The following is a 24189-nucleotide window of genomic DNA, read 5'->3' as shown; positions in this document are numbered from 1 at the left end:
ACGATGTTAGCTTATAGTGGCTCGCATAAGCTAACACTGTTCGCTACTGGGTGCCACACCCCGAGGAGATACCGATGCGCAGGACCGTTTTCAGTTCTGAACACGAGGACTTCCGCGCCATGATCCGGGCGTTCATCGAATCCGAGGTCACGCCGGTCTACGACAAGTGGTTCGAAGAGGGCATCGCGCCACGCGACTTCTACTACAAGCTCGGCGAGCTGGGGATCTTCGGTATCGAGATCCCGGCCGAATACGGCGGCGCCGGGCTGGACTCGTACAAGTTCCAGGCCATCATCACCGAGGAATGCGCCCGCGCCGGGGTGTCCTTCGGCGGCTCCAGTGTGCACATCGGCCTCTGCCTGCCCTACCTGAAGGCCCTGGCGACCGACGAGCAGAAGCAGCGCTGGTACCCCGGCATGCTGAGCGGCGAGACCATGTTCGCCATCGCGATGACCGAACCGGGTACCGGATCAGACCTGGCCGGAATGCGCACCACCGCAAAACCTTCCGGTGACGGCACCCACTACGTGCTGAACGGGTCGAAGACGTTCATCACCGGCGGCGTACATGCCGACCGGGTAATCGTCTGTGCGCGCACCGCGCCGCCGCGCGAGGACGACCGCCGTTTCGGCATCACCCTGTTGGTCGTGGATACCAAGTCCGCCGGCTATCAGGTCGGACGCAAGCTCGACAAGCTCGGCCTCCGGGTTTCCGATACGGCCGAACTCAACTTCACGGATGTGATCGTCCCCGCCGAGGATGTGCTCGGCGAGGTCGACATGGGCTTCTCCTACCTGGGCCAGAACCTGCCCCGTGAACGCCTCGGCATCGCCGTCGGCGCCTACGCTCAGGCCAAGGCGGCCGTGCGGTTCGCCACCCAGTACACCAAGGACCGCACCGTCTTCGGCAAGCCGGTTGCCGCGTTCCAGAACACCAAGTTCGAACTGGCAGCCTGCCAGGCGGACGTCGACGCCCTCGAAGCAGTGGTCGACCGGGCCATGGAGGCGCACGACCTCGATGAACTGACCCCGGCCGACGCAGCCTCTGCCAAGTTGTTCTGTACCGACGTCGCGGCCCGCGTCATCGATCGTTGCCTGCAGCTGCACGGCGGCTACGGGTACATCAACGAGTATCCGATCGCCCGCCTGTACGCCGACAACCGTGTCAGCCGTATCTATGGCGGCACCAGCGAGGTCATGAAGATGATCATCGCGAAGAACATGGGCCTCTGACCTCAGTAACCCTACGGGGTCCAGGTACCGTACGGCACAAGTGGATTGGTCCCGTACGGGATGTGCGGATTCGCGCCGCCGGTCGCCTGATCGCGTGGGATCACGATGGTCGGCACATGCTGGTTGGGGCTACCGGCCGCGGGCCGAGGCCCGAGTTCTGCCGGCACGTGGGGTGGTAGCACCACGGCGCCACCGGGGCCGGCGGTCTCGGAGGCCGTGGCATGGGTATGTGGACTGCTCGGATCGTTGAGCGGCGCCATGTCTGCACCCATGAACGTGCCCACTCCCACAATGACTTTCGCCGCTCCAGCGGTCAATATCTCGATCATGTCCTCCACGATGCCGCAGATTTTCCGAGCCGGCCGCTTTCTCTAAGCGACCTCATATCTATCGGCCAGGGGTCAGTGCCCCTCCGGCGGCACGCCAGTGCACCAGGCCACCGCTCATGTTCACCGCGTCGAAACCGTTCTCCACCAACAGGTTCGCCGCACCGGCAGACCGAAGCCCGCCCGTGCAGAACGCGATGATCAACCGGTCCTCGGGCAATTCGAGGCATCGGTCCGGCAGTGCTTCCAAGGGAATGTGCACCGCGTCGGGTATGTGGACGCGGTTCCATTCGAAATCCCGCCGGACGTCGACCACGAGTGCGCCGTCGGCAACCAGACGGACTGCCTCCGCCGCGGTGACGGATGGCGGCCGGCGCAGGAAGTGCCGAAAACTCATGCGGTGCGCACCTCCCGCCGGACGTTGACCATGGTGAGGGGACCGCTGAGCACCGGCACCAGCGCCCCTATTCGGGTCCGCATTGCCAGTCCGCGGCCGAGCATCGCCGTGACAGCGACGGTGAGGTAGAGCGCTCCGTGGAGCGGTCCCAGAATCCTGGTCACGGCGGGGTCGTGCACGGTGGCGAGATTGCCCAAGAGCACGAGCACACTGATGAGCTCCAGCGCTGACAACGCGCCGAGGGCGCGCAGCAAAGGGCTCATGCGAGGTGCGATCCCGGGCGCACGACCATCAGGACGACGACCACCGTCCACAGCAGATTGAAGATGCCGGCGAGCATGCCGAGTCGCCGCAGGGCGGCGCCGTCGACGGGGGAGTCCAGCGCTTCCCGTTGGCGCGGTGCAATCTGCGCAGCCAGCAGTCCGCCCGCGATGACGGTCAGCACCATCGCGACGATGATCCATACCTCGGTGACGCGACCTTGCACAAAGGCGAGGATGAATCCGATGATCGGCACCACGAGAGCCAGTGCGCCGTAGACGCGGGTGATGCGGTAGTGCGCACCGGCCACGTCGGGACTACCGCGCTCGGGGTCGTCAACGACGGCTGCATAGCGCGGAAACAAGCTGGTGGACACGGCGATCGGGCCCACGAACAGGATGCCCGCCACGACGTGCGCGGACAGCAAGACGGATTCCATAACCTTCAGCTTAGCTGAAGGTTATGGCGAAGGTGGGAACACTCCCGCCAGGTATGCCCGCAACGCCTCGGTCAGCCCGGGGTGCTGCGTGGCGAAGTCCGTGTCGAGCCGGGCCACCACCTCGGCGGCCCGGGCCAACAGTGCGTCACCCGCTGCGGTCGTGTGCAGCGTCGAGGCGGCACCCGCATGCGCCGTGCCGTCGTCGACCAACCCCGCTTCGACGAAGGCTGCAACCGCGGTGTGTGCGCTCTGCACGGTGATCCGTGAGCGCCGGGCGAGCTCGCTGAACGAGATACCCGGCATTCCCCGGATGTGGCCCAGAAGTCCGTACTTGCGGGTGGTGAGTCCGAGCGGCTTCAGTGCTTCGGTCAACGCGGCCTCCCAGACCCTGCTGACGGTGAGGAGACCGATCATCGGGCTGAAGGGAGGCGGGTCTGGCATGGGGGCAGGTTACCGGGGCGAGCGAAGCGACGGGAAAAGTTACCGGGGCGAGCGAAGCGACGGGAAAAGTTACCGGGGCGAGCGAAGCGGCCGCCTCAGCGCCATGAAACCGAGTGCCATCACCACGACCTCCGCGACCACGCTGACCACCGCATACGGCTGGGGCTGCCAGCCGTGTTCGGCGAAGCCGAAGAAGCCGATGGTCCGGGACAGCAGAAACGCCACGAGCGCCCCCGCCGACACGATCGCCGCCGCGGCCCGCATCCAGGCCGGCCCGCCGACCAGGATCAGGATCGTCAGGGCGCCGAGAACCGCAGTCAACACCAGGAAGCCGGGGCCGACGACCGGGATGAACCGGTAGCCGTGCAGGTACAGCCGGGCATGCGCGATCGCACTGGCGGCCATGGCCGCCACCAGACCGACATCGATGAGCCGGGGCCGCTTCACAGCAGCTTCTCCTCTTTGAGTGCCAGCGCCCGGTCGCCCTGGGTGTAGGTGACTTCGCGGATACCCAGCGCATCCTGGAGTTGACCGGCCGGCAGGGTGAGTGGCTTGGGCGCGGGGCCATCGCCGGGGTGGGGTAGCGGGTAGGCGGTGGTGGTACCGCTGTAGAAGGTCACGTTACCTTCGGTCTTGGAAAACAGCTGGTGCACATGGCCGTTCAGGCACGTCACCGAGGCGAAGCGGCTCATATAGCTCAGCGCTTGCGCGGAATCATCGGTGCCCCAACCCCAGTCGGGGTACATCGCGAACAGCGGGATATGGCTGAACACGATGATCGGGGTGTCCGAGGACAGCGGTGCAAGGTCTTTCTCGATGAACTCCAGTTGATCGGTCCCGAGATGGCCGAGCTTCTTGAGATTGAGCGTGTTCACCAGACCCAACACGTGTACGCCCGCGATGTCGAAGCTGTACCAGCCGTCACCCCGGCTGCCCGCACCGAAGGCGGCCCGGTACTTCTGGCCGGCGTCGTCGACCGAATCGTGCTCCCCGGGCACGGTGAAGATGTGCGGGGTGTTGATCCCCGCCATCATCTGCTTCACCTGATCGAACTGCGCCGGTATGGCCAGATGCGTGAGGTCCCCGGTGTGGATGACGAAATCGGGTGTGTAGCCGAGGTTGTTGATCTGGGTGATCGCACGGCCAAAGGAGCCGACGACGTCGGGGTTGGCCGTCCCGTTGAAGCCGATATGACTGTCGCTGATCTGCGCGAACCGCAGGCCGGGCCGGGTGGCCTTGGCATCCGCGGGGGCGCCGGCCACATGGGAGAGCACTTCGCCACCGACGACGGCCAGGCCGACGGCCGCACCGAACCAGGCACTGTGCCTCATGAGCTGGCGACGGGTCATACCGCGTGGATCGATGTCGGTCACGGTGCCACCACCACGGTGCCGTGCATGAACGGATGGATGCTGCAGATGTAGTCGAACGTGCCGGCGTTGGTGAACGTGAACGTGTAGGTCCCGTTGGCGTCCAAACCGGGAGAATGAAACGAGTTGTCCTGGGCGACAACGGTATGCGGCTCCTCGTCCTGGTTCGTCCAGACCACCGTCTCACCCGGCTTGACCTTCAGGGTGGCGGGTGTGAACGCGAAATTGGTGATGGTGACCTTGGTGCCGGCCACGGGCGCGGCCGACGTGGCCGTGCCGGCTTGCGGTCGTGGGGCTGCGGCACTCATGCCCGGCATTCCGGGCATACCCACCGAGGTCCCGCCGTTGGGGGCGAAGTCGACGGTGGGATCTGAGGGCGCCGCCGGGGCGGAACACCCGGCCAGCGCGATCGCCGTGATCATGACGCCGATGTGGCGTCGGGGTGCAAACATGGGTCGGTACCTCCGGGCTGACGGATTTCCGCGGTGCGGAGCGGTCACGAGTAGATAGGCCGCGCGGTTACACCGGGCCCGTGTAACCCCGCCCCCTATCTATCGGTGCACGGTCTCACCGACCGGGCAGGACGGAGGGTGGAAGCGATGCGGGTGGAGACTCCCGGTGACGCGACCTGAGCATGGGCGGCAGCAACCGAACCTGCGGCTGGTATCCGAGTCGTGCTACCCGAATTGGGAAGCCCTCTACGAAGACAATGCCACGTGGGTCTACCGCACCATCTTCGCCAAGGTGGGAAACCAGGCCGACGCCGAGGACCTCACCTCGGAGGTGTTTCTGGCTGTGATGCGACCGTTGCGGCTGACAGCCAGCGTCGCCGAGGTGCGCGCATATCTGCGGAGCACCGCCCGGACCGTCCTGGCCGCGCACTGGCGAGCCACCTTGGGTCGGGAGATCACCTCCATCGAGGACGTGGCAGCGCCGCCGGAGAGCGAAGCGGCGATCAGCACGGCCCCGCAACGGGTGGCCGCGGTGCTCGAGGCGCTGCCGGACAAGTACCGGAAGGTCCTGGAGTTGCGATTCCTGCACGGCCGCGCCGTGCGAGAGGTGGCCACCGAGATGGGGATCAGCCTGGCCAATGCCAAGGTGTTGCAACACCGCGCGCTGCGGTTGGCGGCTCAACTCAACGAGGGAGGCGCCCGATGAACCGGCGAGGTACCCGCAAGTACATCGACGATCTGCTCGCCGGACGTCGTCCGAAACCTTTCAACCCCGACGATTTCGAAGCCGAGCAGATCCGCACCGCGATCGAATTGACCGCCGGCCGCCCGGGCGCGGACGCCCCTCGCCCGGAGTTCCTCGACGGCCTGAAGGCGCGGCTGGCAGCCGAGATGTCGGGATCCGCGCCGGTCGCGGGAACCACCGCTGCGAAAGCTCCCTCAGCGACGCGCCGACAGGTCATCGTCGGCACCACCGCTGCGGCGACGGCTGCGGTCGCCGCGGTGTCGGTGGACCGGCTGCTGCTCCAGCCCGAAGCGCCGCCGAACCCCGATGGGGGCGAGGTGGTGCCCACCGACGGACAGTGGCGGCAGGTCGCGGCGAGCGCCGACGTCGCCGACGGTGCGGTGTACCCGTTCGACCTGGGCTCGATCAGTGGATTCGTGCGGCGGACACAAGGCCGAGTGGAAGCCGTGTCCGGTGTGTGCACGCATCAGGGCTGCAAGCTGTGGTTCGACCGGCCCGCCGATCAGTTGCGCTGCCCGTGCCATCTCACCTCGTTCTCGCCGGCCGGGCAGGTGCTCACCCATGCCCTGCCGGCGGCGCCGAAGCCTCTCCCGCACTTCGATATTCGTGAGCGGGACGGGGTCATCGAGGTGTTGGCGCCTCCGCCGAGCCAACCGGTATAGCCCAGCGGCTCAGCTCACGAGGCTCAACGCATGAGCACGCCGCAGCTTGCCAGACGGAGTCTTCGGGATCGTGCCGGGCTCGAGCACCACCACATTGCGCGGCCGGACATCGACCTCGGCGACCACCTCGTGTGCCACCAGCCGCTCGATACGGCGTACGTCGTCGGGCTGGTCATATTTCGTGGATTCCACTGCGACCGCGAATGTCTCACGGGACAGCCCGGCGTCGAGACGCACGGCAACCGAACATCCCGGCCGAACCCCCGGCACCCGACAGGCGGCACGTTCGATATCGGTGGGGTAGATGTTGCGCCCGGCCATGATGATGACGTCCTTGAGCCGGCCGCACACCACGACGTCGCCGGACTCGGTGAGGTAACCCAGATCGCCGGTGTCGTACCAGCCCCGGGCGTCCTGTGCCGCCAGGAACCCCGCTTCGGTGGTGTAACCCTTGGTCACCGGGCCGCCGCGCACCTCGATGACCCCGACTCCGCGGGGCGCGAGCACACTGCCGTCCTCATCGATGACGCGCAGTTCCAGGCCGCTCAGCGGCCGGCCCAGGTTGACCAGTCGCCGGGTGCGTCCGTGTGTGGCGGGAACCGCTCGGTGCAGCAGGGTCAACAGATCCGCGTCGACCTCGTCGACGAGCATGCCGCCACCGCACGGCGAGAATGACACCGCCACAGTCGTCTCGGCCATTCCGTAGGCGGGAATGATCGCCTCCGGCCGCAATCCGAACGGAGCCCCCGCATCGCACAGGTCCTCGACGTCGAACGGATCGACCTGTTCGGCACCCGAGAGGGCCCAGCGCAACGAGGACAGGTCGAAATCACCGGGAGTGGCCTGCCCGCGCAGCCGCTTGGCGAACACCTTGTAGGCGAAGTTCGGTGCGGCCGTCATCGTGCCCTTGTACTTGTCGATGAGCCTGGCCCACAGCAACGTATCGCGCAGGAAGTCCACTGGCGTGACCTTGACCAATTCGGCACCGACGTACATCGGCACGGTCAGGTAACCCGTCATGCCCATGTCGTGGAAACACGGCAGCCAGCTGACGATGACGTCGGTGTCGAGATCGAACCGGCAGCCGATCATCATCGCCTCGGCATTGGCGACGATATTGGCGTGGCTGATCTGAACGGCCTTGGGGGACCCCGTTGAGCCCGAAGTCAGCTGCATCAGCGCGATATCGTCCTCGCCCGTCGCGGTGGGCCCGGTCGGGGGATGGGCCAGCAGCGCCTCGACGGTCAGCACCGTCAGACCCCGCTCGGCCAGCACCGGCGCGGCCGCCATGAACGGATCGGAGACGATGACTGTTTTCGCCGAGATCATGTCGATCACACCGACGGTCTCCTCGGCCCAGCGTGGGAGGTCGGTGCGAGGCGTGGGCTGGTGCAGCATGGTCAGGCTGGCGCCGCGCATCCACACCGCTTGCGCGGTGGGAGCGATCTCGACCGGCGCGCCCGCCAGTACCGCCACGGCGTCGGCGTGTCCGATACCGGCCGCAGCGAGGCCGCCCGCGACCCGACCGGCCCGCTCATGCACCTCGGCCCAGGTGTGCCGCAGGGGTGCGTCCGGTTCCCCGGTCACCATCCCGTGTGGGCTGGTGCGTGCGTTGTGGAACATGGTTTCGGTGAATCGGCTCACGGCAGTCCTTTTTCGGCCCACCCGCACGGTGCGGTGTGCCTTCATCGGAGGGATCGCCACGCCCGTGTCATCGGGCGTCAATAGATCAGAGCCGTGGGGCTCGGCCGTCCTCGAAGCGCTTCTTACTTCGACGAGCGGCGGAAGTGCACCTGCCCTTTTCTGAGTCTGTTCTCGCTCATCTGTCACCCCGGCCGGAGGGACATGGCGGTGCACTTCAGGTGCGTCGACTATAGCGACCCGCGCACGCCGAGGCGCGCCAACGCGCCACAGACCGCGACGTTCATGGCACAACCCGCACTGACCGTTTCGGTGCCGCGTGATTTAGTGACTCGGTGACTGCGGATGGTTCTCGTGACGCGGGCAAGCCGTGAGTGCACGCGGTTGGCTGCTGTTCGCTGCCATGAGCGTGATCTGGGGTATTCCCTACCTGCTGATCAAGATTGCGCTGGAGGGGCTTTCGGTTCCCGTACTCGTCTTGGCCCGCACCTTGATCGGCGCCGTTGTACTGCTGCCACTGGCGCTGTCGCGGGCCAACATTCGATGTGTGCTTGCCCATGGGAAACCAGTGCTGGCCTTCGCATTCTTCGAGATCATTGCCGCGTGGTTGTTGTTGTCGAATGCCGAGCGACACCTCACCAGCTCCACGACCGGCCTGCTCATCGCGGCGTCGCCGATCATCGCGGCGGTGCTGGACCGGGTCAGCGGTGGCACCCACCGCCTCGGCGCGATCCGGTCAACCGGCCTGGCAGTCGGGCTCACCGGTGTGGCGGTGCTGGCAGGCCCCGGTCTTTCCGGCGGGGGTGCTTGGCCTGTCGCCCAGGTGCTGCTGGTGGCCACCTGCTATGCCATTGCCCCGATCATCGCCGCCCGCCATCTCGCCGATGTCGCCGCGCTTCCACTGACCGCAAGTTGCCTTGCGTTCGCGGCACTGGTGTATGCCGTGCCCGCGGCCCTGTCGTGGCCCACCGAAGTCCCCGGCACGCGCGTGCTGGTGGCCACCGCCCTGCTCGCCGTGGTGTGCACCGCGCTGGCCTTCGTCGTGTTCTTCGCGTTGATACGTGAAGTGGGACCGACCCGCGCAGTGGTGTTCACCTATGTGAATCCCGCAGTGGCCCTGGCGGCCGGCGTGATCGTCCTTGCTGAGCCGCTGACGCTGTTCAACGTCGCCGGCCTGGCACTGGTCCTCATCGGCTCGGTCCTGGCCACCCGTCAGTCCGCTGCGGAACAGGCACGGTAGCGCGTCACGCGAGGCGGCTGGCCAGTCCGCTGAGCAGAATGTCGAGTCCGCGGTTCAGCTCTGCCAGTCCGTCGTAGGAGGCCCACGCGGGCGCGAGGTCACGGATGTTGGGGAACTCGCCGATCGGCAGCCGGTGCAGTCCGAGCCGCAGGACGTGATCGGTTTCCTCGGGCCGTTCCACGATCTCCTGCAATTCGGTCAGTACATGGCCGTAGAGGAAGCCGAACAACGCCCGGTAGATGTGCAAGGCGTCGGCTCCGGTGAACCCTGCCGCGGTCAACAGCGCCAGGACCTCTTCGAGGTGACGCAAGATCCCCGGTGGCCGCATCCCCAATGGTGTCGCAAGTGGACGGGTGACCAGCAGGGGCACCACGTGGGGATGGCGGTGGGCCAGATCGCGAAAGTCGTGGCCGAGACGGCGAAGTGCCGCAACCCAATCCGATGCCGAGGTGTCCAGCGATAGCTGCTCGAAGACCAGCTCGACGACCCCGTCCAGCACGGCAGCCTTGTTCGGAACGTGTCGGTAGAGCGCCATCGGATCGCGCCCGACCGCCTCACCGAGTCGGCGCATCGACAGCGCGTCGACACCTTCCCGGTCGATGATCTCCAGGGCCTTGGCCAGAACTGCGGCGCGGGTGATCGGCCCACCCGCGCCGTCCTCGGACAGGCCCGGACCGGGCGGACCCATCGGTGTTTGCGTCATGAATGACACGCTCCCTCCGGCATCTGACTCACAGGCACGCTGGGACCGCAGACCTCACGTGTTGAAACGTGTTGAACAGGGAATATCTGATCAGTACAGCTGAGTCTACGTTGTAGACATACGACGTTGACAACGTCTCCCATGAAGCGTTGACTGGACTTCTAGCGCGGATTGAGGCGTTGCCATGATCGTCATCGTCGGATTGGTCGTTCTGCTCGCCGCGGTGATCGTGGGGTTCACCGGCGTACTGACGAATTCAGGGCCGGATCACTCCCTCCCCGACCACTTCAATGCGCTCGGCTACCACGTCACCGGGTCGACCGGCACGCTCTTCCTGTTCGGGATGATGGTCGGCGCAATCGCCATGTTGGGGTTGAGCGTGTTGTTGGCCGGCACGCGGCACACCGCGGCTCGCGGGCGCGACGCTCGACACAAACTCGAGAGATCCCGTCGCGAGACCGCGTTCTTGAATCAGGAACGCGACCAACGCCTCGCACATGACCAAAACGACGCGGAGGCGGATACCACCGGACCAATTGTCACCCGGAGGCGACCGAGCCTGTTCGGCCGCAGGCCGGCCGGTCGGCACCAGGGGAGCGCCACCGAGATCGACGCCTCCGGCAGGACGTCCACCGTGGCCACCGTCGCTCAGTCGCGGGCGACGGACAACGACAGGCAAGGAGTCCGCAATGAGGGTCGGTAAAAGGATCGCCCACAAGGTCGAAGCTGCCACGGGCAACGTGAAGAAGGCCTTCCGCTGCTCTCCGTCCGTTCACATCGAAACCAGGTAAACACCATGATCGTTCTCGGCATCATCCTCATCGTCCTGGGCCTGCTGCTGCCCAGCCTTGTTCCCACCTTCGCTTTCGCCCACATCGTTTTGGTGATCGGGGTCATCCTGCTGGTCGTCGGCCTACTGCTGATGCTCATGGGGCGGATGGGGCATGCGGTCGGCGGCCGTCGCCACTACTACTAGACCCGATACCGGGGCGAGCAGACTCACGGGTACACCCGTGTAGCCGACTAGCTCGACGCTCGAATAACCACTCGCGCAATGCATCCATTGGCTCGCGGAGGGTGCGGGCGGCTCCGACACGACCTGATTCACCCACTGACCAAACCTAAGGAGCCGATATGGCCACCCCCAGCATCCTCTTGATCGTCCTCGTGGTGTGCGTGGCGATCCTTCTCATCGTCGCCATTGCCTGGGTGGCGCGAGACAGACGCAACGCCCATCGCCATATCGCCGCCGAAGAGATTCGTGAGTCCGCGAAGGACGAGGCACGCGACGTGCGACAGCGCGAAGCATGGGCGGACGAGACCGCCGCCCGCGCTCGCGCCGCTCAGGCCGAATCCGATGTCAAGGCCGCGCAAGCCGCCGGTCTGCAACAGCAGGCCGAGGCGCACCGCAGCGAAGCGGTGGACTCGCGCGAGAAGCTCAATCAGCAATGGGAGCGCGCGGACAGCGTCGATCCGGCCGTCCACACACCCGAGAAATCCAGCGGTGTGCGCAAGGAGCATCAAGACCGATGACGAGGCCAGGACCTGCCCCCGGCCGAGAGGGGAGCGTCACGATGACAGCGCAGGAGACGAGGCCGCTCACGGGCTGTGCGCGCGAACGGGACCCGCGCGCACAGGCACTCAGCGCTCAAGAACGCTGGGAATCAGAGGGCGGCACCACAGACCACCAGGACCAGCGCTGATCAGCGGATGAAGGTATGTGCACCCCAAGGCATTTCGTCACCACGACGAAGTGACGCAGGGGAGTGCGTGACGTTCAGCCGGCTTTTCCGTCAGTCGCCGATCCGGGCAACGCGGTGAAACGCTGGACCAGATCAGCGGCCACCGTACGCAGGGGGACGTTCGAGTTCTGGCTTTCACGGCGGAGCCGATCGAAGGCCTCGCCGGCATCGATCCCGTGAATCGCCATCAACATGCCTTTGGCCTGTTCGATGGGCGCACGCGTCTCCAGCGCGCGCTGCAGTCCGACTGCGACGTCACGAACCGAACGGAACCGTGCGAAATCACCTATCGCTCGCGAGACCGCCGTGGTCAGCAGCTCCAGGATTTCGGCATCGAAGCTGTCGAACGCCGAACGCGCTCGCCCGTAGAGATTCAACGATCCGAGCGACTGGTCGACGGTGACCAAAGGTGCCGCCAGAAAGCTGAGGATGCCTTCGGCACGTGCCGCGGCCGCGAACTCCGGCCAGGTGGCCACCGCTTCCTCGGAGTCGACGAGCACGATCTCACCGAGGCGGGCAGCCTGCAGGCAGGGCCCGTCGCCGGCGTCATACTGTTCGGTGTCGACGCGCAGCGTGCGCTCGTCGGTGTGCACCGCGGTGTAGGTCCGTCCGGCCAGATCAATCGTGACGCCCGTACTGTCGGCTCCGGTGATCGCCTTCTGCGCGATCTGAGCGAGGTTCTGCAGCAGGCTGAGGAGTTCATCCTCGTCGGCCACGGTATGACTGACCGAGAGCAACATCCTTGCGAGTTCGGTGGCACTGATCTGCCGCTCACCGGAGGCCGCCGCGATCACCACGTCGGCGGCTTCGTCCGCGTCCTGGTCCACCGCCTTTGCAGGCAGCGAGTCCTCGGTGCGCGGGTCGGAAGAAATCATCCGGACAGTGTGACACAGCCGGAGACGGCGGAAACAGAATACTCATGCAGGTATATCCAGGGAACGAACCGGCCCAGCTAACCGCCTGAATTCGTCACTGTGACGCCGGTGACCTAGTCGACCCGAACGCCGGTGGCCTTGTCGAAGAGGTGGATGGCGTGGGGATCAGCGGTGACGTGCACGGTATCGCCCATCCGAATCTGGTCGCGACCGCTGGTTCGGACGATGACGTCGGCGCCGACGGGACCGGCGGTGCCGTACAGGTAGGCATCCGCCCCCAGGATCTCGACCATCGCGACAGTGACGGGGATACCGGCACCCGCCTGCGTCAGGCGCCATCCTTCGGGCCGCACACCGACGATGACCGGCCCGTTGATGGCCCCGTTGCGTTCCACGGCCATGGTGTGTCCCGCCGCGGTGACTCCTGCCTCGTCGAGATCGCCGTCGAGGAATTTCATCGCAGGTGATCCGATGAATCCCGCGACGAACACGTTGACCGGCCGGGCGTAGAGCTCCATCGGGGCGCCGACCTGTTGCAGTTCACCGTCTTTCATGACGGCGACGCGGTCACCCATGGTCATGGCCTCGGTCTGGTCGTGGGTGACGTAGACGGTGGTGACACCGAGGTCACGCTGCAGCTTGGCGATATCGGTGCGGGTCTGCACGCGCATCTTCGCGTCGAGGTTGGACAGCGGCTCATCCATGCAGAACACCTGGGGATTGCGGACGATCGCACGGCCCATCGCGACCCGCTGGCGCTGCCCACCCGAGAGCGCCTTGGGTTTGCGGTCGAGATAGTCGGTGAGGCCGAGGGTCTTGGCGGCCTCACCGATCCGACGTTCGCGCTCGTGTTTGGGCAGGCCCGCGTTCTTGAGACAGAATCCCATGTTCCCTGCGACGGTCATGTGCGGGTACAGCGCGTAGTTCTGGAACACCATGGCGATGTCCCGGTCCTTGGGGGCGGCCGTGGTGACATCGCGTCCGCCCAGGTGTATCGAGCCGGCGGTCACTTCTTCCAGGCCCGCCAGCATGCGCAGAGTGGTCGACTTGCCACAGCCCGAAGGTCCGACGAGCACCATGAATTCACCGTCGGCGATCTCCAGATCGATACCGGCCACTGCCGGCGCGGGAGCTTTCGGGTACCAGCGCTGGGCCTTGTCGAATCGAATGGTGGCCATGGGATGTACTCCTGTGATCGAGGGGGGGTGCGCGGACGGGGGAGTCGGTGTCAGCGGGACGAGATGCCACCGACCATTCCGTTGATGAATCGCTTCTGCAGTGCGAAGAAGAGCACTGCGATCGGTAGGGCGACCATCACACCGGCGGCAGCCAGCAGCGAATAGTCGGTGAGGTGTTGACCCTGGAACAGTGCCAAGCCGAGAGGGGCGGTACGTCGGCTGTCGGAGACGACGAGGACCAGCGGCAGCAGGAACTCGTTCCATGTCCACATCGTGACGATGACGGCCATGGTCATCATCGGCGCCAGGCTCGGCGGCACGACAATGCGCCAGAGCAGCCGGAAGTCACTCGATCCGTCCAACCGGGCGGCCTCGATGATCTCGCCCGGGAAAGCACGAAACTGGTTGCGCATCCAGAACACCGCGAATCCCAGGGACTGGGCGGTTTGCGGCAGGATCAGTGCCCAATAGGTGTCGGTGAGTCCGATGGTGCGCAGGTTGAAGTACAGCGGGATGATGAAGGCCTCGGCCGGCAGGGTGAGGCCGAGGAGCAAGGTATAGAACAGGATCGAGGAGCCGGGAAACCGCATCCGGGCGAACGCGTAGCCGGCCAACGTCGCCAGCGTCACGGTGAGCAACACGACGGCGGCGGTCACCACCACGCTGGACAGTAGGTAGCTACTGAAGTTCCCGCGGTTCCACGCCGCACCGTAGTTGTGCAGGTCGATACTCGTCGGGATGTTGAACCCACCCGAGTTCTGCTTGGCGGGTGTGATCGAGGACAGCACGACACCGAGCAACGGGACAACGGCGAACACGGCGAAGAGCACGAGAATGATCTGGTTGACCGTCTTCTCGGTCCGGCTCAGGTTCATTCGGCCTCCCTCGGGGTGATCCTGCTGATCAGGAAGGTCAGTGCGACGATCGCCACGGTCAGCACCACCGCGATGGCCGAGGCCAAACCCACCTGCCCGGTGTTGAAGGCGCGGTTGTAGGCCTCGAAGGCCGGGACGGTGGTGGCGGTTCCGGGGCCGCCGCGGGTGGTGATGTAAACCAGGTCAAAGGTTTTCAACGCCGACACCACGGTCAGGGTCAGCGCCACCGCGATCTGGCCGCGCAGGGACGGCAACGTGATGGCGAAGAACTCCCGGACCCGCCCGGCACCGTCGAGGCGGGCCGCTTCGAACAGTTCTGGTGCGATGTTGCCGATGCCGGACAAGAACAGCACCAGGCACAATCCGATGTTGAGCCATGTGCCGATCAGACCGATGGCGATCAGGGCGAAGGTGTGGTCGCCCAGCCACACCCGCGCCAGCGAGCCCAGCCCGATGGCGCGCAGTGTCTGGTTGAGCAGGCCGTTCTGCGAGTAGACGGAGATCCAGATCGTGCCGATGACGACGGTGGTGATCACCTGCGGCAGGAACAGCACCGTGCGGAAGAACGACATCGACCTCATCGCGTGCGCCCGTGAGATCACCGCGCTGAGCAACAGCGCGATGGTGACGGGTACCACCGCGTAGAACACCATCAGTACCCCGGCATGCAGGAATGATCCTCGCAACTGCTCGTCGTCGAACACGGTGAGGTAGTTGGAGATTCCGGCGACGGTCGCCGTCCCGATGCCGTTCCAGTTGTAGAACGAGTACTGGACGGTCTGTACCAGCGGGGCGCCGAGGAACGCCGCGAAGACCACGAACGCCGGCAGCACATAGAGATAGCCGCGTAGCGCTCCGCGGGCCCGACGACGCCGCGCCCGCGGTGGCCGGCTGAGCCGGTCACCGGGGCCGGGACTGTCCGGCGTGGTCGTTCGTCGTGGTGGGCGCAGCGTCACGGTCATTTCTGGTTCTTGAGGAAGGCGGCGTAGTCGGTTTGCAACGCATCCACGAATTGCTGCGGATCAGACTGCCCACCAAGGAGTTCCTGCATTCCCGCGGTGAGGGTGTCATAGAAGGTCGGCGTGGTGTAGTCGAGATAGGGGACCACGCCGTCGGCCGCCTGGACATCCCGGTACCGCGTCGCGATATCGCCGGCCAACGTGCCCGCCTTGGGCTCGTAGCCTGACGGCAGTACCGTCGGCAGATTGCCCGAATCCAGGAGCAGCTGTGCGGCTTTGGCGTTGGTGATGAAATCGATGTAGGCCGCGGCGACATCGGGGTGGGCGGACTTCGACGTGATGGCCCAGGCCAGTCCCTGCCCGCCGGTGGTGGCCGGCTTGCCGTCCGTGGAGGTCAGTGTGGTGAAGCCGACATCGTCACCCAGGGCGTCGTGCAGGGGCTGCTGCATCCAGGTTCCGGTGAGGGTGAACAATGCACCGCCCTTTCCGAATGCGGCCACGGCGTCGTCGCGGGAGACACCGTTGGTGCCCGGAGTCAGATAGCCCTTGGTGGACCATTCGGCGATCTGCTGGGCGGCTTTCAGTGAGGCCGGATCGGTCCATGCGCCACTGTGGCCGCTCACGAGATCCTTGACCGCCGGTGCGCCCGCCAGTGCGGCCTGGACGACGCCGAACAGGTGGATGCCGGGCGATTTGTCGAGATTGCCGAACGACATCGGCAACATCCCCTTGGCTTTGGCGGCGCCCATCGCCGAATCCAGCTCGCCCAGTGTGGTGGGCGCGGACAGGCCGAGTGACGCGAGCTTCTGGCGGTTGTAGTAGATGCCCACGACCTCGCCGGTCTGCGAGACGCCGAACAGCGTGTCGCCCTGCCAGGTCTTGCCGTCGCTGCTGAAGCTGTTCTGCTTGAGCAGGCCTTGGGGGTAGTAGCCGTCCCAGCCGTAGAGCTTGGCGTAGTCGTTCATCGGGCGCAGCATTCCTGCCGAGACGAACGCGCCCATGTCGGGGTAGCCCTGGTTGGCCTGGACGACGTCCGGGGGAGTGTTACTGGACAGCGCCAGCTTCAGGGTCGTCTTGAGATCACTGAACGACTCGACGGTCCGGTTGATCGTGACGTTGGGGTACTTCTGGTGGAACTCCGCGTTGAGCTGCTCCTGTGCCTTGGCGATACCGCCGTCGGTGTTCTGGTCCCACACGGTCAATGTGACGGGGCCGGCCGACGAGATGTCTTTGGACACCGGGCTGGTGGGCGCGGCCGGTGCGCCACCACCCGACGGGCCAGGTGCACACGCGGTCGCTGTCAGCAGGGTGATGGTCGCGGCCAGGGCGCCGCCGAATCGAAACAGTCGGGTTCTTGTCATGAGGTCAGGGCTCCTCGGGTTGCAGGGATGGCGGACTGGCGGTGTTGTTCGGCCCAATGCCGGACCGGTGCCCACTCCGGGTCATTGCGGTGCTCGTCGAGCAGATCGGCGATATCGGCGGGACGGGGTGCGCTGCGGGCGCCACCGGCGCCGCGCACCGAACAGGTGGCGCTGATGCTGGCCAGCCGCAGCCGCTGGGAGATTTCCCAGTCCCATGCGGTGGCGGCCATGAACGCGGCGGTGAAAGCATCTCCGGCCCCGGTGGGGTCCACCGCGCGGACGGCGATGGCGGGGACGCGCAGCCGGATCGGTCCCTGCGCCGCCATCGCCCCGCCCGGCCCCAGCGTGATGACCGCCAGATCGACGCGCTCGGCAAGGACATCCAATGCCGCGTCGGCGGTCTGCGCGCGGGTGTAGCCGAGCGCCTCGACCTCGTTGACGATGAGGACGTCCACATTGTCGAGCTGCTCGAGCATGGCCTCGGACCACTGGCCCGACGGGTCCCAGCCGACGCCGCTCACCAGGGTGGTGCCCCGTGCGCGCAGCCGAGTGGCCTCGGTGTGGACGGGACCGCGGCCCAGACCGACATGGGCGACGCGGACCGGCGTGGACTCCGGCCAGGACGGAAGGTGCGGGGGCTGCTGTTCGTAGGTCACGAAGGATCGGTCGTGCCCGTCGGTGATCGCCACCGAGATGGGGTTCTGATAGCCCTGGTGCTGAACGGCGAAGCGCAGATCCATATTCGGCTCATCGCGCAGGGTGCGCGCGATGATGCAACCGATGGGGTCATCGCCCAACTCGGTGACCAATGCGGTGTGCGCGCCGAGCCGGGCGGCCGCGACCGCACGGTTGGCGGCACCGCCGGGCGAGATCGCGAAGCCCTGGGCGTACACCTCGGCTCCGGGCGCCGGTGCCTGAACACCGGTGAAGACCAGGTCGCTGTACACCTGACCCGCGATCAGCACGTCGATTTCACGATCGGTCACTCGTGGGCACCTCCACAGTTTTTGACTGAGTTTGACGTTGTTTGCGCGCTTAGCGTGGCTGTCTTGCGTGACGATTATGTTGCTTGGACGTCTCCCGCGGGTAATTTCGCTGAAATTTGTCGAATATCGTTCAAAGTCGCGCAAAGTCGGTCATTCAGTGGGTACGATTCCGGACATGTTCCTTGCCCGACGCCATGAGCGCATCCTCGCCGCGCTGGCCGGTGGTGGCCAGTCAGTGGTCCAGCTCGCCGAGTCCTTGGGGGTCAGCGAGTCCACCATCCGTCGCGATCTGGACATCCTGGCCAAGGGGGGACGACTCGAGCGACTCTATGGCGGGGCCATGCTGACGCAGGGGAGCCGGGCCACCATCACCGATTCGGGCGCCGTGGAGGACCCCTTCACCTCCGATGGCCGTGGCGATCTCGAGCTGCGCCAGAAGATGGCGGTCGAGGCCGCTCGGTTGGTGTCCGACGGGGACGTCGTGGTGCTCGACATCGGGTCGACGACTCAGCTGGTCGCTCGGGAGTTGCGGGGTCGCCCCGTCACCATCATCACGTCGAACCTGGCAGTCCTCGACGAAGTTCGCGACGATGACGCCGTCGAACTCGTACTTCTGGGTGGGGTGCTACGACGCAATCAGCAGTCACTGGTCGGCCCACTGGCCGAGCAGGTCATCGGCCAGCTCAGCGCCGACATGATGTTCTTGAGCTGCACCGGCGTTCGCGGTGGCCGGGTGTTGGACAACATGGCTGTCGAGGCGCCGATCAAACAGGCCCTCATCGCCGCCTCCCAGTCGATCATCCTGCTGGCCAGCGAACTGAAATTTCCAGGCTCGGGCGCCCTGCGCCTGTGCTCACTCGACGATGTCGATGTGCTCATCACGACGGCGGGCACGCCCCAAGACGAACTTGTTCATCGCCGGGAGACCGGCAGAAAGGTCATCGTTGCATGAAACTCACGATCCTCGGTGGGGGCGGATTCCGCACCCCGTATGTCTGGCAAGCCTTGATCCGCGACGAGGGGTCGCCGCGGGTGACCGAGGTCGCCCTCTACGACGTCGACCAGGGCCGGTTGGCCACGATCACCACCATCCTCGAGCAGCTCGCCGTCGGGTTCAGCGACGTGCCGACCGTGCGGACCTATACCCAACTGGAGCCCGCGCTGGAAGGCGCGGACTTCGTCTTCGCCGCCATCCGCGTCGGTGGCGTCGAACAACGCTGCTGTGACGAACATGTCGCGTTGGACCTCAACGTGATCGGGCAGGAGACGACAGGCCCCGGCGGTATCGCCTATGCGTTGCGCACCGTGCCGGTGATGCTCGATATCGCCCATACGATCCGCAGGGTCGCCCCTGACGCCTACTTCCTGAACTTCACCAATCCGGCCGGCATCATCACCGAGGCCCTGCAGAGCGTGCTGGGGGACCGTGCCCTCGGCATCTGCGATACCCCGTCCGGTTTGGGCCGCAGGGTCGCCGCAGCGCTGGGCTACGACCACACCCGCATACACATGGACTACGTCGGTCTCAACCACCTCGGCTGGATGCGCCGGGTGCTCGTCGACGGCCACGACGTGCTGCCGGACCTGCTCGCCGACGAGCAGCGGCTGAACCGGATGGAGGAGGCGCAGGTCTTCGGAGTCGATTGGATCCGCGCGCTGCAAGTCATTCCCAACGAGTATCTCTATTACTACTACTTCAACCGCGACGCCGTCCGGCACATCCTCGAATCCCCGCAGACCCGTGGCGATTTCCTCCTCGAGACCCAGGGCAAGTTCTTCACCGAAGCCGCCGCGCAGCCCGAGCATGCGGCCAAGTTGTGGACCGCCGCGGTCGATGAGCGTGGCGCCAGCTATATGGCCGAGGCCAAGGGCGGGGTCCAGGGAGCCCCGGCCGTCGAACGGGATCGCGAGACCGATCCGGCGCATCTGGGCTATGCCGGCGTGGCCCTCGGGGTGATGGCGGCAATCAGCCGCAACGAGCGCCGCACGATGATCCTCAACGTGCGCAACCGTGGCACGATCCAAGGATTGCCCACCGATGCGGTGGTCGAGGTATCGACGATGGTGGACGCCAACGGTGTGCATCCGCTGACGTTGGAGACCCAGCCGGATCTGCATCAGCTCGGTCTGATGCAGCAGGTGAAAGCCGTTGAGCGTCAGACGATCAGTGCAGCATTGACCGGATCGAGTACCGACGCCCTCAAAGCGTTCGCGCTACACCCATTGGTCGATTCGGTGAGCGTGGCGCGCGAACTGCTGTCGCGCTACGTCGATTCCAATCCCGATATCGCCCGGGTGCTGGCCAAGCGGTCGAAGGCGGCGTGACACTGGACGTCGAGATCTGCTCCGGTACCGAGGTGGCGGGGCAACGGGTTGCGGCGCGGATCGCGGCGCTGATTCGCGACAAACCGGACGCGGTGATCGGCGTGGCCACCGGGTCGTCGCCCGAGCCGGTATACCGTGCCCTGGCACGGTTTGTCGACGACGGACTCGACGCATCTGGGGTGCGCTGGTTCGCCCTCGATGAGTACATCGGTCTGCCACCTGGCCATCCGCAGTCGTATCGGGCAGTCCTCGAACGTGTCCTCATCGGACCGCTGGGCCTGCACCCGACGTCGCTGCACGTTCCCGACGGCACCGCCGCGGATCCCGATGGGGCCGCCGAGGCCTACGAAGCCGCCATTGCCGGCGCCGGGGTGGATCTGCAGATCTTGGGCATCGGAGGAAACGGACACATCGGCTTCAACGAGCCGGGCACCCCGTTCTCCGCCACCACGCATCGCGCGACACTCACAAAGTCCACCCGCCGAGCCAACGCACGGTTCTTTCCCTCCACCGACGCGGTTCCCGTTGAATGTCTGACCCAGGGACTCGCGACGATCATGCGTGCCGGCCGCATCGAACTCGTCGCCTCCGGCAGCCACAAGGCCGATGCCGTGGCCGCGGCTGTGCGCGGCCCGGTCACCGAGCAATGCCCGGCCAGCATCCTCCAGCGGCATCCGGATGTCTGCGTCAACCTCGACACCGACGCCGCCGCAGCGGTTTACGAGTCGTCGTAGTCGGGGATAGAGCCGCTCGATGCCACAAAGTCGGCAGCACCGTCCTACCGCGGTTCACCGTCCACGAATCGCCGACAGTCGTCGCCGCGGAAGGCGGGGTCAGAACGTAACCGCGGCGATATCAACAGGTTTGGGCGCGACAGCGAAGAGACGCTCGATGTTGTCGCGGGTGCAGGGCATGGTGCCGGGAGTCATCAGCATGGCCGCCCCGGCGGCGATACCCAGCCGGACCGCCTCATCGAGCGGCCAGCCCCTGCTCAGGCCCACCGTGATGCCTGCCACCATGCTGTCTCCGGCTCCGACTCCGCTGCGGATGGGCACAGGAACGGCGGGGAAACGGTAGTCGGCGTCGGCGGTTGCCAGTAGGGCGCCGTCGCCGCCGAGGGACACCACCACAACCTCCGCGCAATCGCGGGCCATCAATTCGTGTGCTGCATCGAGTTGATCCGATTCGCTCAGTAGCGCCCGCCCGACGCATTCACGAAGCTCACGCACGCTCGGTTTGAGCAGAAAGACCCCGGATGTGATGTGGTGCAACCCAGCCCCGGAGGTGTCCAGGACCAGTCGCGCGCCGCTTTCGCGGCAGATGTCGGCGACCCGCTGGTAGAAGTCCGGGGGCACTCCCGGCGGGAGGCTTCCGCTCGCGACGATGAAGTCCGCGCCTGCCGCCGCAGAACGCAGTAGGGCCAGGCAGTCGGATTGCTCGTCGGCGCTCAGCGTCGGGCCGGGCAGCACGAATCGGTACTGGCGGCCGGTGCTTCGTTCGTTGACGGTCAGGCTTTCCCGGGTAGAGCCTGCGATAGCGACTTGGTGGACGAGCACCCCCGCGTCGGCGACCAGGGCGGCGACGCGCTCACCGATCGGGCCGCCCGCAGGAAAGACCGCCGAAACCGACGCGCCGAGGCCGTGCGCAACTGCAGCGACGTTGATTCCGCCGCCGCCCGGATCGTATCGTGCTGGGCTGCAACGCATTTTATCTGTGTGAACAACCAGGTCCACGTCTGTGGTGACGTCGAGAGCCGGGTTCATCGTGATGGTGACGATCGAGGAACCCGTTTCCGGGGTGGTAGGTGCGGCCACAATCTCAACTCCGCTCTCGAGTGCTCGTTTCTTCTTGCTAGGCAACGTTGGTGGTGGCCGGATCGTGGTGTGGATCGGGATGCCAGGAGTCCAGGGTCGGCATGAGGGCGGTCTTCTTGTAGTGGTGATCCGCCATCCGTTGCAGGATGTTGCCGAGAACCGACACCGCCTCGTTGATATAGGGGCCCTTGTTGAGCATCACGCATTCGGCGCGTTCGCTCAGTGCCGCGTCGCTGATCTCGGCCCGGGACGGATTGCCCGTCTTGGCCAATTGTTCGAGCACTTGGGTTGCCCAGATCACCGGGAGGTGCGCCGATTCACACAGCCACAGGATCTCCTCCTGTAGTTCGGCGAGTCGTTCGTATCCGCATTCCACAGCAAGGTCACCTCGCGCGATCATCACCCCCACTCGCGGACGACGCATCACTGTCAGCAACAGTTGCGGTAGATTCTCAAACGCTTGCCGGGTCTCGATCTTCAGCACGATCCCCAGCGACTCGTCACCGAGACAACTCAGCTCATCGAGCAACTGTGTGACATCGGCTGGGCTTCGGACGAAAGACATCTCAACGAGATCCGCCAGCTCGACCACTGTGGACAGGTCAGCGACGTCCTTCTCGGTGAGGGCAGAGATGGGCAGCTCTGCATCGGGCAGATTGATTCCTTTGCCCGCGCGCAGTCGCGATCCGTCGTCGGCGGCGTGGTCGATCCGCACACCCAGCATTCCGGAACTCACGCTGACGACCTCGCCGGCGATCAGTCCATCGTCGAGGTGCACTTTTTGACCCAGGCGTGCGTGGTCGAAGACCTCGGGCAGTGTGCAGCCGATGCGGGGTGGGCTGTCAGAGGCGACTGGAGCGGGTGCACAGTCCCTGGTCAGCTGAAGGGTGTCGCCCCGGTGCAGGGTCAGGGTCTGTTCGGCCTGGGGCAGTTCGCAGAGGTGCGTCGAATCCTTGGCTCCGTCGACATGCAGAACCATCCCGGTGGCGAGGTAGGTCGTCTGGCCGGCAATGACGACGAATCCACCGCCTTGTGCTGCTGCCGACTGATCGGCCGCTTCAAGGACCAGTCGGCGCTTCACACCGCGGGTGTCGTGCAGATGCAAGGTGTCCCCGTCGTGGCGGCGGCGCAGCCAGTCCCCGGATACCGGCAACGACACCAGGCTCGGGTCGGGCGGGTCAACGGGGTCCTCGGTGGCGGTCAGCCAGGCACGTGCCGGCGCGGTTACCTGCCCGAGCTGGTTTCTGGACGGCCGCAGTTTCACACAACGCGGCCCGGGTTCGAGCGGACCGGTACGCAGCTTCGGTCCGGCAAGGTCCATCGCGATGAGACAAACTTTGCCGGTGGCGTGGGCGGCCTGCTTGACGTGATGTGCCATCGAGCGCCACGCCGCTGCGTCGTCGTGCGCGCAGTTGATACGTGCGACGTTCATCCCGCGTTCCACCAGATCGCGAACCAAATCGGCGTCTGTGGCCGCCGAGGAGGGCAACGTCACCATGATGCGGGTCACACGGTCGACCGGCTCTGGCCCCAAGAGCGTTCGGGTTCGGTGCCGCAGCAGTTCGGCTCCTTGCTCGATGAGCACGCCACCCGGTAACGGCTGTTGCCACCGCCCGCCGAGCATGGCCTCGATGGCTGATCTGACCAACAGAAGTGTGGCCTGCACGTGCGGCTCACTACGACCTAGTGAGGACAGTCCATACGCGCTGAGGCGCGCTTGCAGGCCGCGCAGATCCCCTTGCCGAAGAGCCCAGTAATGCAGCATGTTGCGGGCGCTGGACCGTTGCGATTCGGCTATCCCGCGCAGCCACCAGGACCACAGCGACTCGGCGCCGGCCAGCTTGGCCAGGAGCTCGTCCACATCGTCGCGTAACTGGGTCAATTGCGCCATCGTGCTGTCGGCGTCGATCTGTGTACCCGGCACCGGAGGCTCCTGTGTGTTCGGTGGCGCCGACGTCTGCTGACATCGATCACCAGAGCGTCGCGGTGACTGCGGCGTTCCGCCGTGTCGAACCTCTGACGCGTCGCGCTCTTGCTTCCGCCCCGACAGTACGACGGCACCGACGCCGTGCCCTAGAGGCTTTGGTCCCCTTGACCCGGCAACATCGGCCGGCGATCTGCACTGCAGCGTCGGTGGCGGTCCCGGTGTTCATCAGATGTTCGTC

28 protein-coding genes are annotated in these 24189 nt (G+C 65.8%); 10 read left to right on the top strand and 18 right to left on the bottom strand.

The window, feature by feature from the left end:
* The first annotated feature begins 74 nt into the window (after positions 1–74).
* Positions 75–1232: an acyl-CoA dehydrogenase family protein gene (locus H7J86_RS29500; RefSeq protein ID WP_090357582.1), complete on the top strand. Its 1158-nt coding sequence runs from the start codon at positions 75–77 to the stop codon at positions 1230–1232.
* A gap of 11 nt (positions 1233–1243) precedes the next feature.
* Here the strand turns inward: H7J86_RS29500 and H7J86_RS29495 are convergent, their stop codons facing one another.
* The 8 genes from H7J86_RS29495 to H7J86_RS29460 form a co-directional block, all read right to left on the bottom strand.
* On the bottom strand, positions 1244–1561 hold the full coding sequence (locus H7J86_RS29495) for a hypothetical protein (protein ID WP_267295291.1): 318 nt from the start codon (positions 1559–1561) through the stop codon (positions 1244–1246).
* Between the two features lie 58 nt (positions 1562–1619).
* Complete coding sequence (locus H7J86_RS29490; RefSeq protein ID WP_267295289.1) at positions 1620–1955, bottom strand: rhodanese-like domain-containing protein; 336 nt, start codon at positions 1953–1955, stop codon at positions 1620–1622.
* The gene (locus tag H7J86_RS29485) at positions 1952–2218 is read right to left on the bottom strand and encodes a hypothetical protein (RefSeq protein WP_090357577.1); all 267 of its coding nucleotides are present in this window, start codon (positions 2216–2218) and stop codon (positions 1952–1954) included. The genes H7J86_RS29490 and H7J86_RS29485 overlap by 4 nt, the downstream gene beginning before the upstream one ends.
* Positions 2215–2655, bottom strand: coding sequence for a DUF2897 family protein (locus H7J86_RS29480; protein ID WP_267295286.1), 441 nt, complete (start codon positions 2653–2655; stop codon positions 2215–2217). Before H7J86_RS29480 ends, H7J86_RS29485 begins: the two co-directional genes overlap by 4 nt.
* Before the next feature lie 21 nt (positions 2656–2676).
* Positions 2677–3096 carry a MarR family winged helix-turn-helix transcriptional regulator gene (locus H7J86_RS29475; protein ID WP_267295284.1) on the bottom strand — a complete coding sequence of 140 codons (420 nt, stop codon included), beginning with the start codon at positions 3094–3096 and terminating at the stop codon, positions 2677–2679.
* 69 nt (positions 3097–3165) lie between these two features.
* On the bottom strand, positions 3166–3501 hold the full coding sequence (locus H7J86_RS29470; protein ID WP_267295772.1) for a hypothetical protein: 336 nt from the start codon (positions 3499–3501) through the stop codon (positions 3166–3168).
* Between the two features lie 38 nt (positions 3502–3539).
* Positions 3540–4445, bottom strand: a complete 906-nt coding sequence (locus H7J86_RS29465) for a metallophosphoesterase family protein (RefSeq protein WP_267295770.1) — start codon at positions 4443–4445, stop codon at positions 3540–3542.
* Between the two features lie 20 nt (positions 4446–4465).
* Positions 4466–4918 (bottom strand): cupredoxin domain-containing protein, encoded by a 453-nt coding sequence (locus H7J86_RS29460; protein WP_372517352.1) that lies wholly within the window; start codon positions 4916–4918, stop codon positions 4466–4468.
* Positions 4919–5084: 166 nt separating this feature from the next.
* Between H7J86_RS29460 and H7J86_RS29455 the strand changes: the two genes are divergently transcribed.
* Complete coding sequence (locus H7J86_RS29455; protein ID WP_372517351.1) at positions 5085–5624, top strand: RNA polymerase sigma factor; 540 nt, start codon at positions 5085–5087, stop codon at positions 5622–5624.
* A complete protein-coding gene (locus tag H7J86_RS29450; protein ID WP_267295282.1) occupies positions 5621–6325 on the top strand; it encodes a Rieske (2Fe-2S) protein in 705 nt (234 codons plus the stop codon). The genes H7J86_RS29455 and H7J86_RS29450 overlap by 4 nt, the downstream gene beginning before the upstream one ends.
* A gap of 9 nt (positions 6326–6334) precedes the next feature.
* Here the strand turns inward: H7J86_RS29450 and H7J86_RS29445 are convergent, their stop codons facing one another.
* On the bottom strand, positions 6335–7969 hold the full coding sequence (locus H7J86_RS29445; protein WP_267295280.1) for a fatty acyl-AMP ligase: 1635 nt from the start codon (positions 7967–7969) through the stop codon (positions 6335–6337).
* Between the two features lie 367 nt (positions 7970–8336).
* On the opposite strand from H7J86_RS29445, the gene H7J86_RS29440 reads away from it, so the two are divergent.
* Positions 8337–9206, top strand: a complete 870-nt coding sequence (locus H7J86_RS29440) for a DMT family transporter (RefSeq protein ID WP_187095532.1) — start codon at positions 8337–8339, stop codon at positions 9204–9206.
* A gap of 4 nt (positions 9207–9210) precedes the next feature.
* Here H7J86_RS29440 and H7J86_RS29435 read toward each other — a convergent pair whose 3' ends face one another.
* The gene (locus tag H7J86_RS29435) at positions 9211–9909 is read right to left on the bottom strand and encodes a TetR/AcrR family transcriptional regulator (RefSeq protein ID WP_267295278.1); all 699 of its coding nucleotides are present in this window, start codon (positions 9907–9909) and stop codon (positions 9211–9213) included.
* Positions 9910–10093: 184 nt separating this feature from the next.
* Between H7J86_RS29435 and H7J86_RS29430 the strand changes: the two genes are divergently transcribed.
* The 3 genes from H7J86_RS29430 (at position 10094) to H7J86_RS29420 (ending at position 11442) form a co-directional block, all read left to right on the top strand.
* Complete coding sequence (locus tag H7J86_RS29430) at positions 10094–10612, top strand: hypothetical protein (RefSeq protein WP_267295275.1); 519 nt, start codon at positions 10094–10096, stop codon at positions 10610–10612.
* A 93-nt stretch (positions 10613–10705) separates the two neighbouring features.
* Positions 10706–10885 (top strand): DUF6131 family protein, encoded by a 180-nt coding sequence (locus H7J86_RS29425; protein ID WP_036339683.1) that lies wholly within the window; start codon positions 10706–10708, stop codon positions 10883–10885.
* Between the two features lie 158 nt (positions 10886–11043).
* Positions 11044–11442 carry a hypothetical protein gene (locus tag H7J86_RS29420; protein WP_090357564.1) on the top strand — a complete coding sequence of 133 codons (399 nt, stop codon included), beginning with the start codon at positions 11044–11046 and terminating at the stop codon, positions 11440–11442.
* Between the two features lie 244 nt (positions 11443–11686).
* Here the strand turns inward: H7J86_RS29420 and H7J86_RS29415 are convergent, their stop codons facing one another.
* The 6 genes from H7J86_RS29415 to H7J86_RS29390 all read right to left on the bottom strand — a co-directional run bounded on the left by H7J86_RS29415 (position 11687) and on the right by H7J86_RS29390 (position 17885).
* Positions 11687–12526, bottom strand: a complete 840-nt coding sequence (locus tag H7J86_RS29415) for a GAF and ANTAR domain-containing protein (protein ID WP_090357562.1) — start codon at positions 12524–12526, stop codon at positions 11687–11689.
* Positions 12527–12639: 113 nt separating this feature from the next.
* A complete protein-coding gene (locus tag H7J86_RS29410; protein WP_267295273.1) occupies positions 12640–13704 on the bottom strand; it encodes an ABC transporter ATP-binding protein in 1065 nt (354 codons plus the stop codon).
* 50 nt (positions 13705–13754) lie between these two features.
* Positions 13755–14579 (bottom strand): carbohydrate ABC transporter permease, encoded by an 825-nt coding sequence (locus H7J86_RS29405; protein ID WP_167159757.1) that lies wholly within the window; start codon positions 14577–14579, stop codon positions 13755–13757.
* On the bottom strand, positions 14576–15541 hold the full coding sequence (locus tag H7J86_RS29400) for a carbohydrate ABC transporter permease (RefSeq protein WP_090357555.1): 966 nt from the start codon (positions 15539–15541) through the stop codon (positions 14576–14578). Before H7J86_RS29400 ends, H7J86_RS29405 begins: the two co-directional genes overlap by 4 nt.
* On the bottom strand, positions 15538–16899 hold the full coding sequence (locus H7J86_RS29395; RefSeq protein WP_267295270.1) for an extracellular solute-binding protein: 1362 nt from the start codon (positions 16897–16899) through the stop codon (positions 15538–15540). The genes H7J86_RS29400 and H7J86_RS29395 overlap by 4 nt, the downstream gene beginning before the upstream one ends.
* Entirely contained in the window at positions 16896–17885 is a 990-nt protein-coding gene (locus tag H7J86_RS29390; protein WP_090357552.1) for a carbohydrate kinase family protein, read from the bottom strand. The genes H7J86_RS29395 and H7J86_RS29390 overlap by 4 nt, the downstream gene beginning before the upstream one ends.
* A gap of 175 nt (positions 17886–18060) precedes the next feature.
* Between H7J86_RS29390 and H7J86_RS29385 the strand changes: the two genes are divergently transcribed.
* From H7J86_RS29385 to H7J86_RS29375, 3 genes are read left to right on the top strand one after another with little or no spacing between them, the layout of a single operon-like run.
* Positions 18061–18837 (top strand): DeoR/GlpR family DNA-binding transcription regulator, encoded by a 777-nt coding sequence (locus H7J86_RS29385; protein WP_267295268.1) that lies wholly within the window; start codon positions 18061–18063, stop codon positions 18835–18837.
* Complete coding sequence (locus H7J86_RS29380; protein WP_267295266.1) at positions 18834–20210, top strand: 6-phospho-beta-glucosidase; 1377 nt, start codon at positions 18834–18836, stop codon at positions 20208–20210. Before H7J86_RS29385 ends, H7J86_RS29380 begins: the two co-directional genes overlap by 4 nt.
* Positions 20207–20944: a glucosamine-6-phosphate deaminase gene (locus H7J86_RS29375; protein ID WP_267295264.1), complete on the top strand. Its 738-nt coding sequence runs from the start codon at positions 20207–20209 to the stop codon at positions 20942–20944. The genes H7J86_RS29380 and H7J86_RS29375 overlap by 4 nt, the downstream gene beginning before the upstream one ends.
* 99 nt (positions 20945–21043) lie before the next feature.
* Here the strand turns inward: H7J86_RS29375 and H7J86_RS29370 are convergent, their stop codons facing one another.
* Positions 21044–22024, bottom strand: coding sequence for a 1-phosphofructokinase family hexose kinase (locus H7J86_RS29370; RefSeq protein ID WP_267295764.1), 981 nt, complete (start codon positions 22022–22024; stop codon positions 21044–21046).
* Positions 22025–22061: 37 nt separating this feature from the next.
* Positions 22062–23915: a pyruvate kinase gene (locus tag H7J86_RS29365; RefSeq protein WP_267295762.1), complete on the bottom strand. Its 1854-nt coding sequence runs from the start codon at positions 23913–23915 to the stop codon at positions 22062–22064.
* Positions 23916–24189: the final 274 nt, after the last annotated feature.

This window comes from Mycobacterium hackensackense, assembly GCF_025822555.1.
Lineage (GTDB): Bacteria > Actinomycetota > Actinomycetes > Mycobacteriales > Mycobacteriaceae > Mycobacterium > Mycobacterium fluoranthenivorans.
This window is presented reverse-complemented; position numbering and strand designations above follow the sequence as displayed.

Excerpts from the sequence above, each read along its gene's own strand:
- H7J86_RS29500 (WP_090357582.1), top strand. The coding sequence starts at position 75 with ATGCGCAGGACCGTTTTCAGTTCTGAACACGAGGACTTCCGCGCCATG.
- H7J86_RS29495 (WP_267295291.1), bottom strand. The coding sequence starts at position 1,561 with ATGATCGAGATATTGACCGCTGGAGCGGCGAAAGTCATTGTGGGAGTG.
- H7J86_RS29490 (WP_267295289.1), bottom strand. The coding sequence starts at position 1,955 with ATGAGTTTTCGGCACTTCCTGCGCCGGCCGCCATCCGTCACCGCGGCG.
- H7J86_RS29485 (WP_090357577.1), bottom strand. The coding sequence starts at position 2,218 with ATGAGCCCTTTGCTGCGCGCCCTCGGCGCGTTGTCAGCGCTGGAGCTC.
- H7J86_RS29480 (WP_267295286.1), bottom strand. The coding sequence starts at position 2,655 with ATGGAATCCGTCTTGCTGTCCGCGCACGTCGTGGCGGGCATCCTGTTC.
- H7J86_RS29475 (WP_267295284.1), bottom strand. The coding sequence starts at position 3,096 with ATGCCAGACCCGCCTCCCTTCAGCCCGATGATCGGTCTCCTCACCGTC.
- H7J86_RS29470 (WP_267295772.1), bottom strand. The coding sequence starts at position 3,501 with ATGGCCGCCAGTGCGATCGCGCATGCCCGGCTGTACCTGCACGGCTAC.
- H7J86_RS29465 (WP_267295770.1), bottom strand. The coding sequence starts at position 4,445 with ATGACCCGTCGCCAGCTCATGAGGCACAGTGCCTGGTTCGGTGCGGCC.
- H7J86_RS29460 (WP_372517352.1), bottom strand. The coding sequence starts at position 4,918 with ATGTTTGCACCCCGACGCCACATCGGCGTCATGATCACGGCGATCGCG.
- H7J86_RS29450 (WP_267295282.1), top strand. The coding sequence starts at position 5,621 with ATGAACCGGCGAGGTACCCGCAAGTACATCGACGATCTGCTCGCCGGA.
- H7J86_RS29435 (WP_267295278.1), bottom strand. The coding sequence starts at position 9,909 with ATGACGCAAACACCGATGGGTCCGCCCGGTCCGGGCCTGTCCGAGGAC.
- H7J86_RS29430 (WP_267295275.1), top strand. The coding sequence starts at position 10,094 with ATGATCGTCATCGTCGGATTGGTCGTTCTGCTCGCCGCGGTGATCGTG.
- H7J86_RS29425 (WP_036339683.1), top strand. The coding sequence starts at position 10,706 with ATGATCGTTCTCGGCATCATCCTCATCGTCCTGGGCCTGCTGCTGCCC.
- H7J86_RS29420 (WP_090357564.1), top strand. The coding sequence starts at position 11,044 with ATGGCCACCCCCAGCATCCTCTTGATCGTCCTCGTGGTGTGCGTGGCG.
- H7J86_RS29415 (WP_090357562.1), bottom strand. The coding sequence starts at position 12,526 with ATGATTTCTTCCGACCCGCGCACCGAGGACTCGCTGCCTGCAAAGGCG.
- H7J86_RS29410 (WP_267295273.1), bottom strand. The coding sequence starts at position 13,704 with ATGGCCACCATTCGATTCGACAAGGCCCAGCGCTGGTACCCGAAAGCT.
- H7J86_RS29405 (WP_167159757.1), bottom strand. The coding sequence starts at position 14,579 with ATGAACCTGAGCCGGACCGAGAAGACGGTCAACCAGATCATTCTCGTG.
- H7J86_RS29400 (WP_090357555.1), bottom strand. The coding sequence starts at position 15,541 with ATGACCGTGACGCTGCGCCCACCACGACGAACGACCACGCCGGACAGT.
- H7J86_RS29395 (WP_267295270.1), bottom strand. The coding sequence starts at position 16,899 with ATGACAAGAACCCGACTGTTTCGATTCGGCGGCGCCCTGGCCGCGACC.
- H7J86_RS29385 (WP_267295268.1), top strand. The coding sequence starts at position 18,061 with ATGTTCCTTGCCCGACGCCATGAGCGCATCCTCGCCGCGCTGGCCGGT.
- H7J86_RS29380 (WP_267295266.1), top strand. The coding sequence starts at position 18,834 with ATGAAACTCACGATCCTCGGTGGGGGCGGATTCCGCACCCCGTATGTC.
- H7J86_RS29365 (WP_267295762.1), bottom strand. The coding sequence starts at position 23,915 with ATGGCGCAATTGACCCAGTTACGCGACGATGTGGACGAGCTCCTGGCC.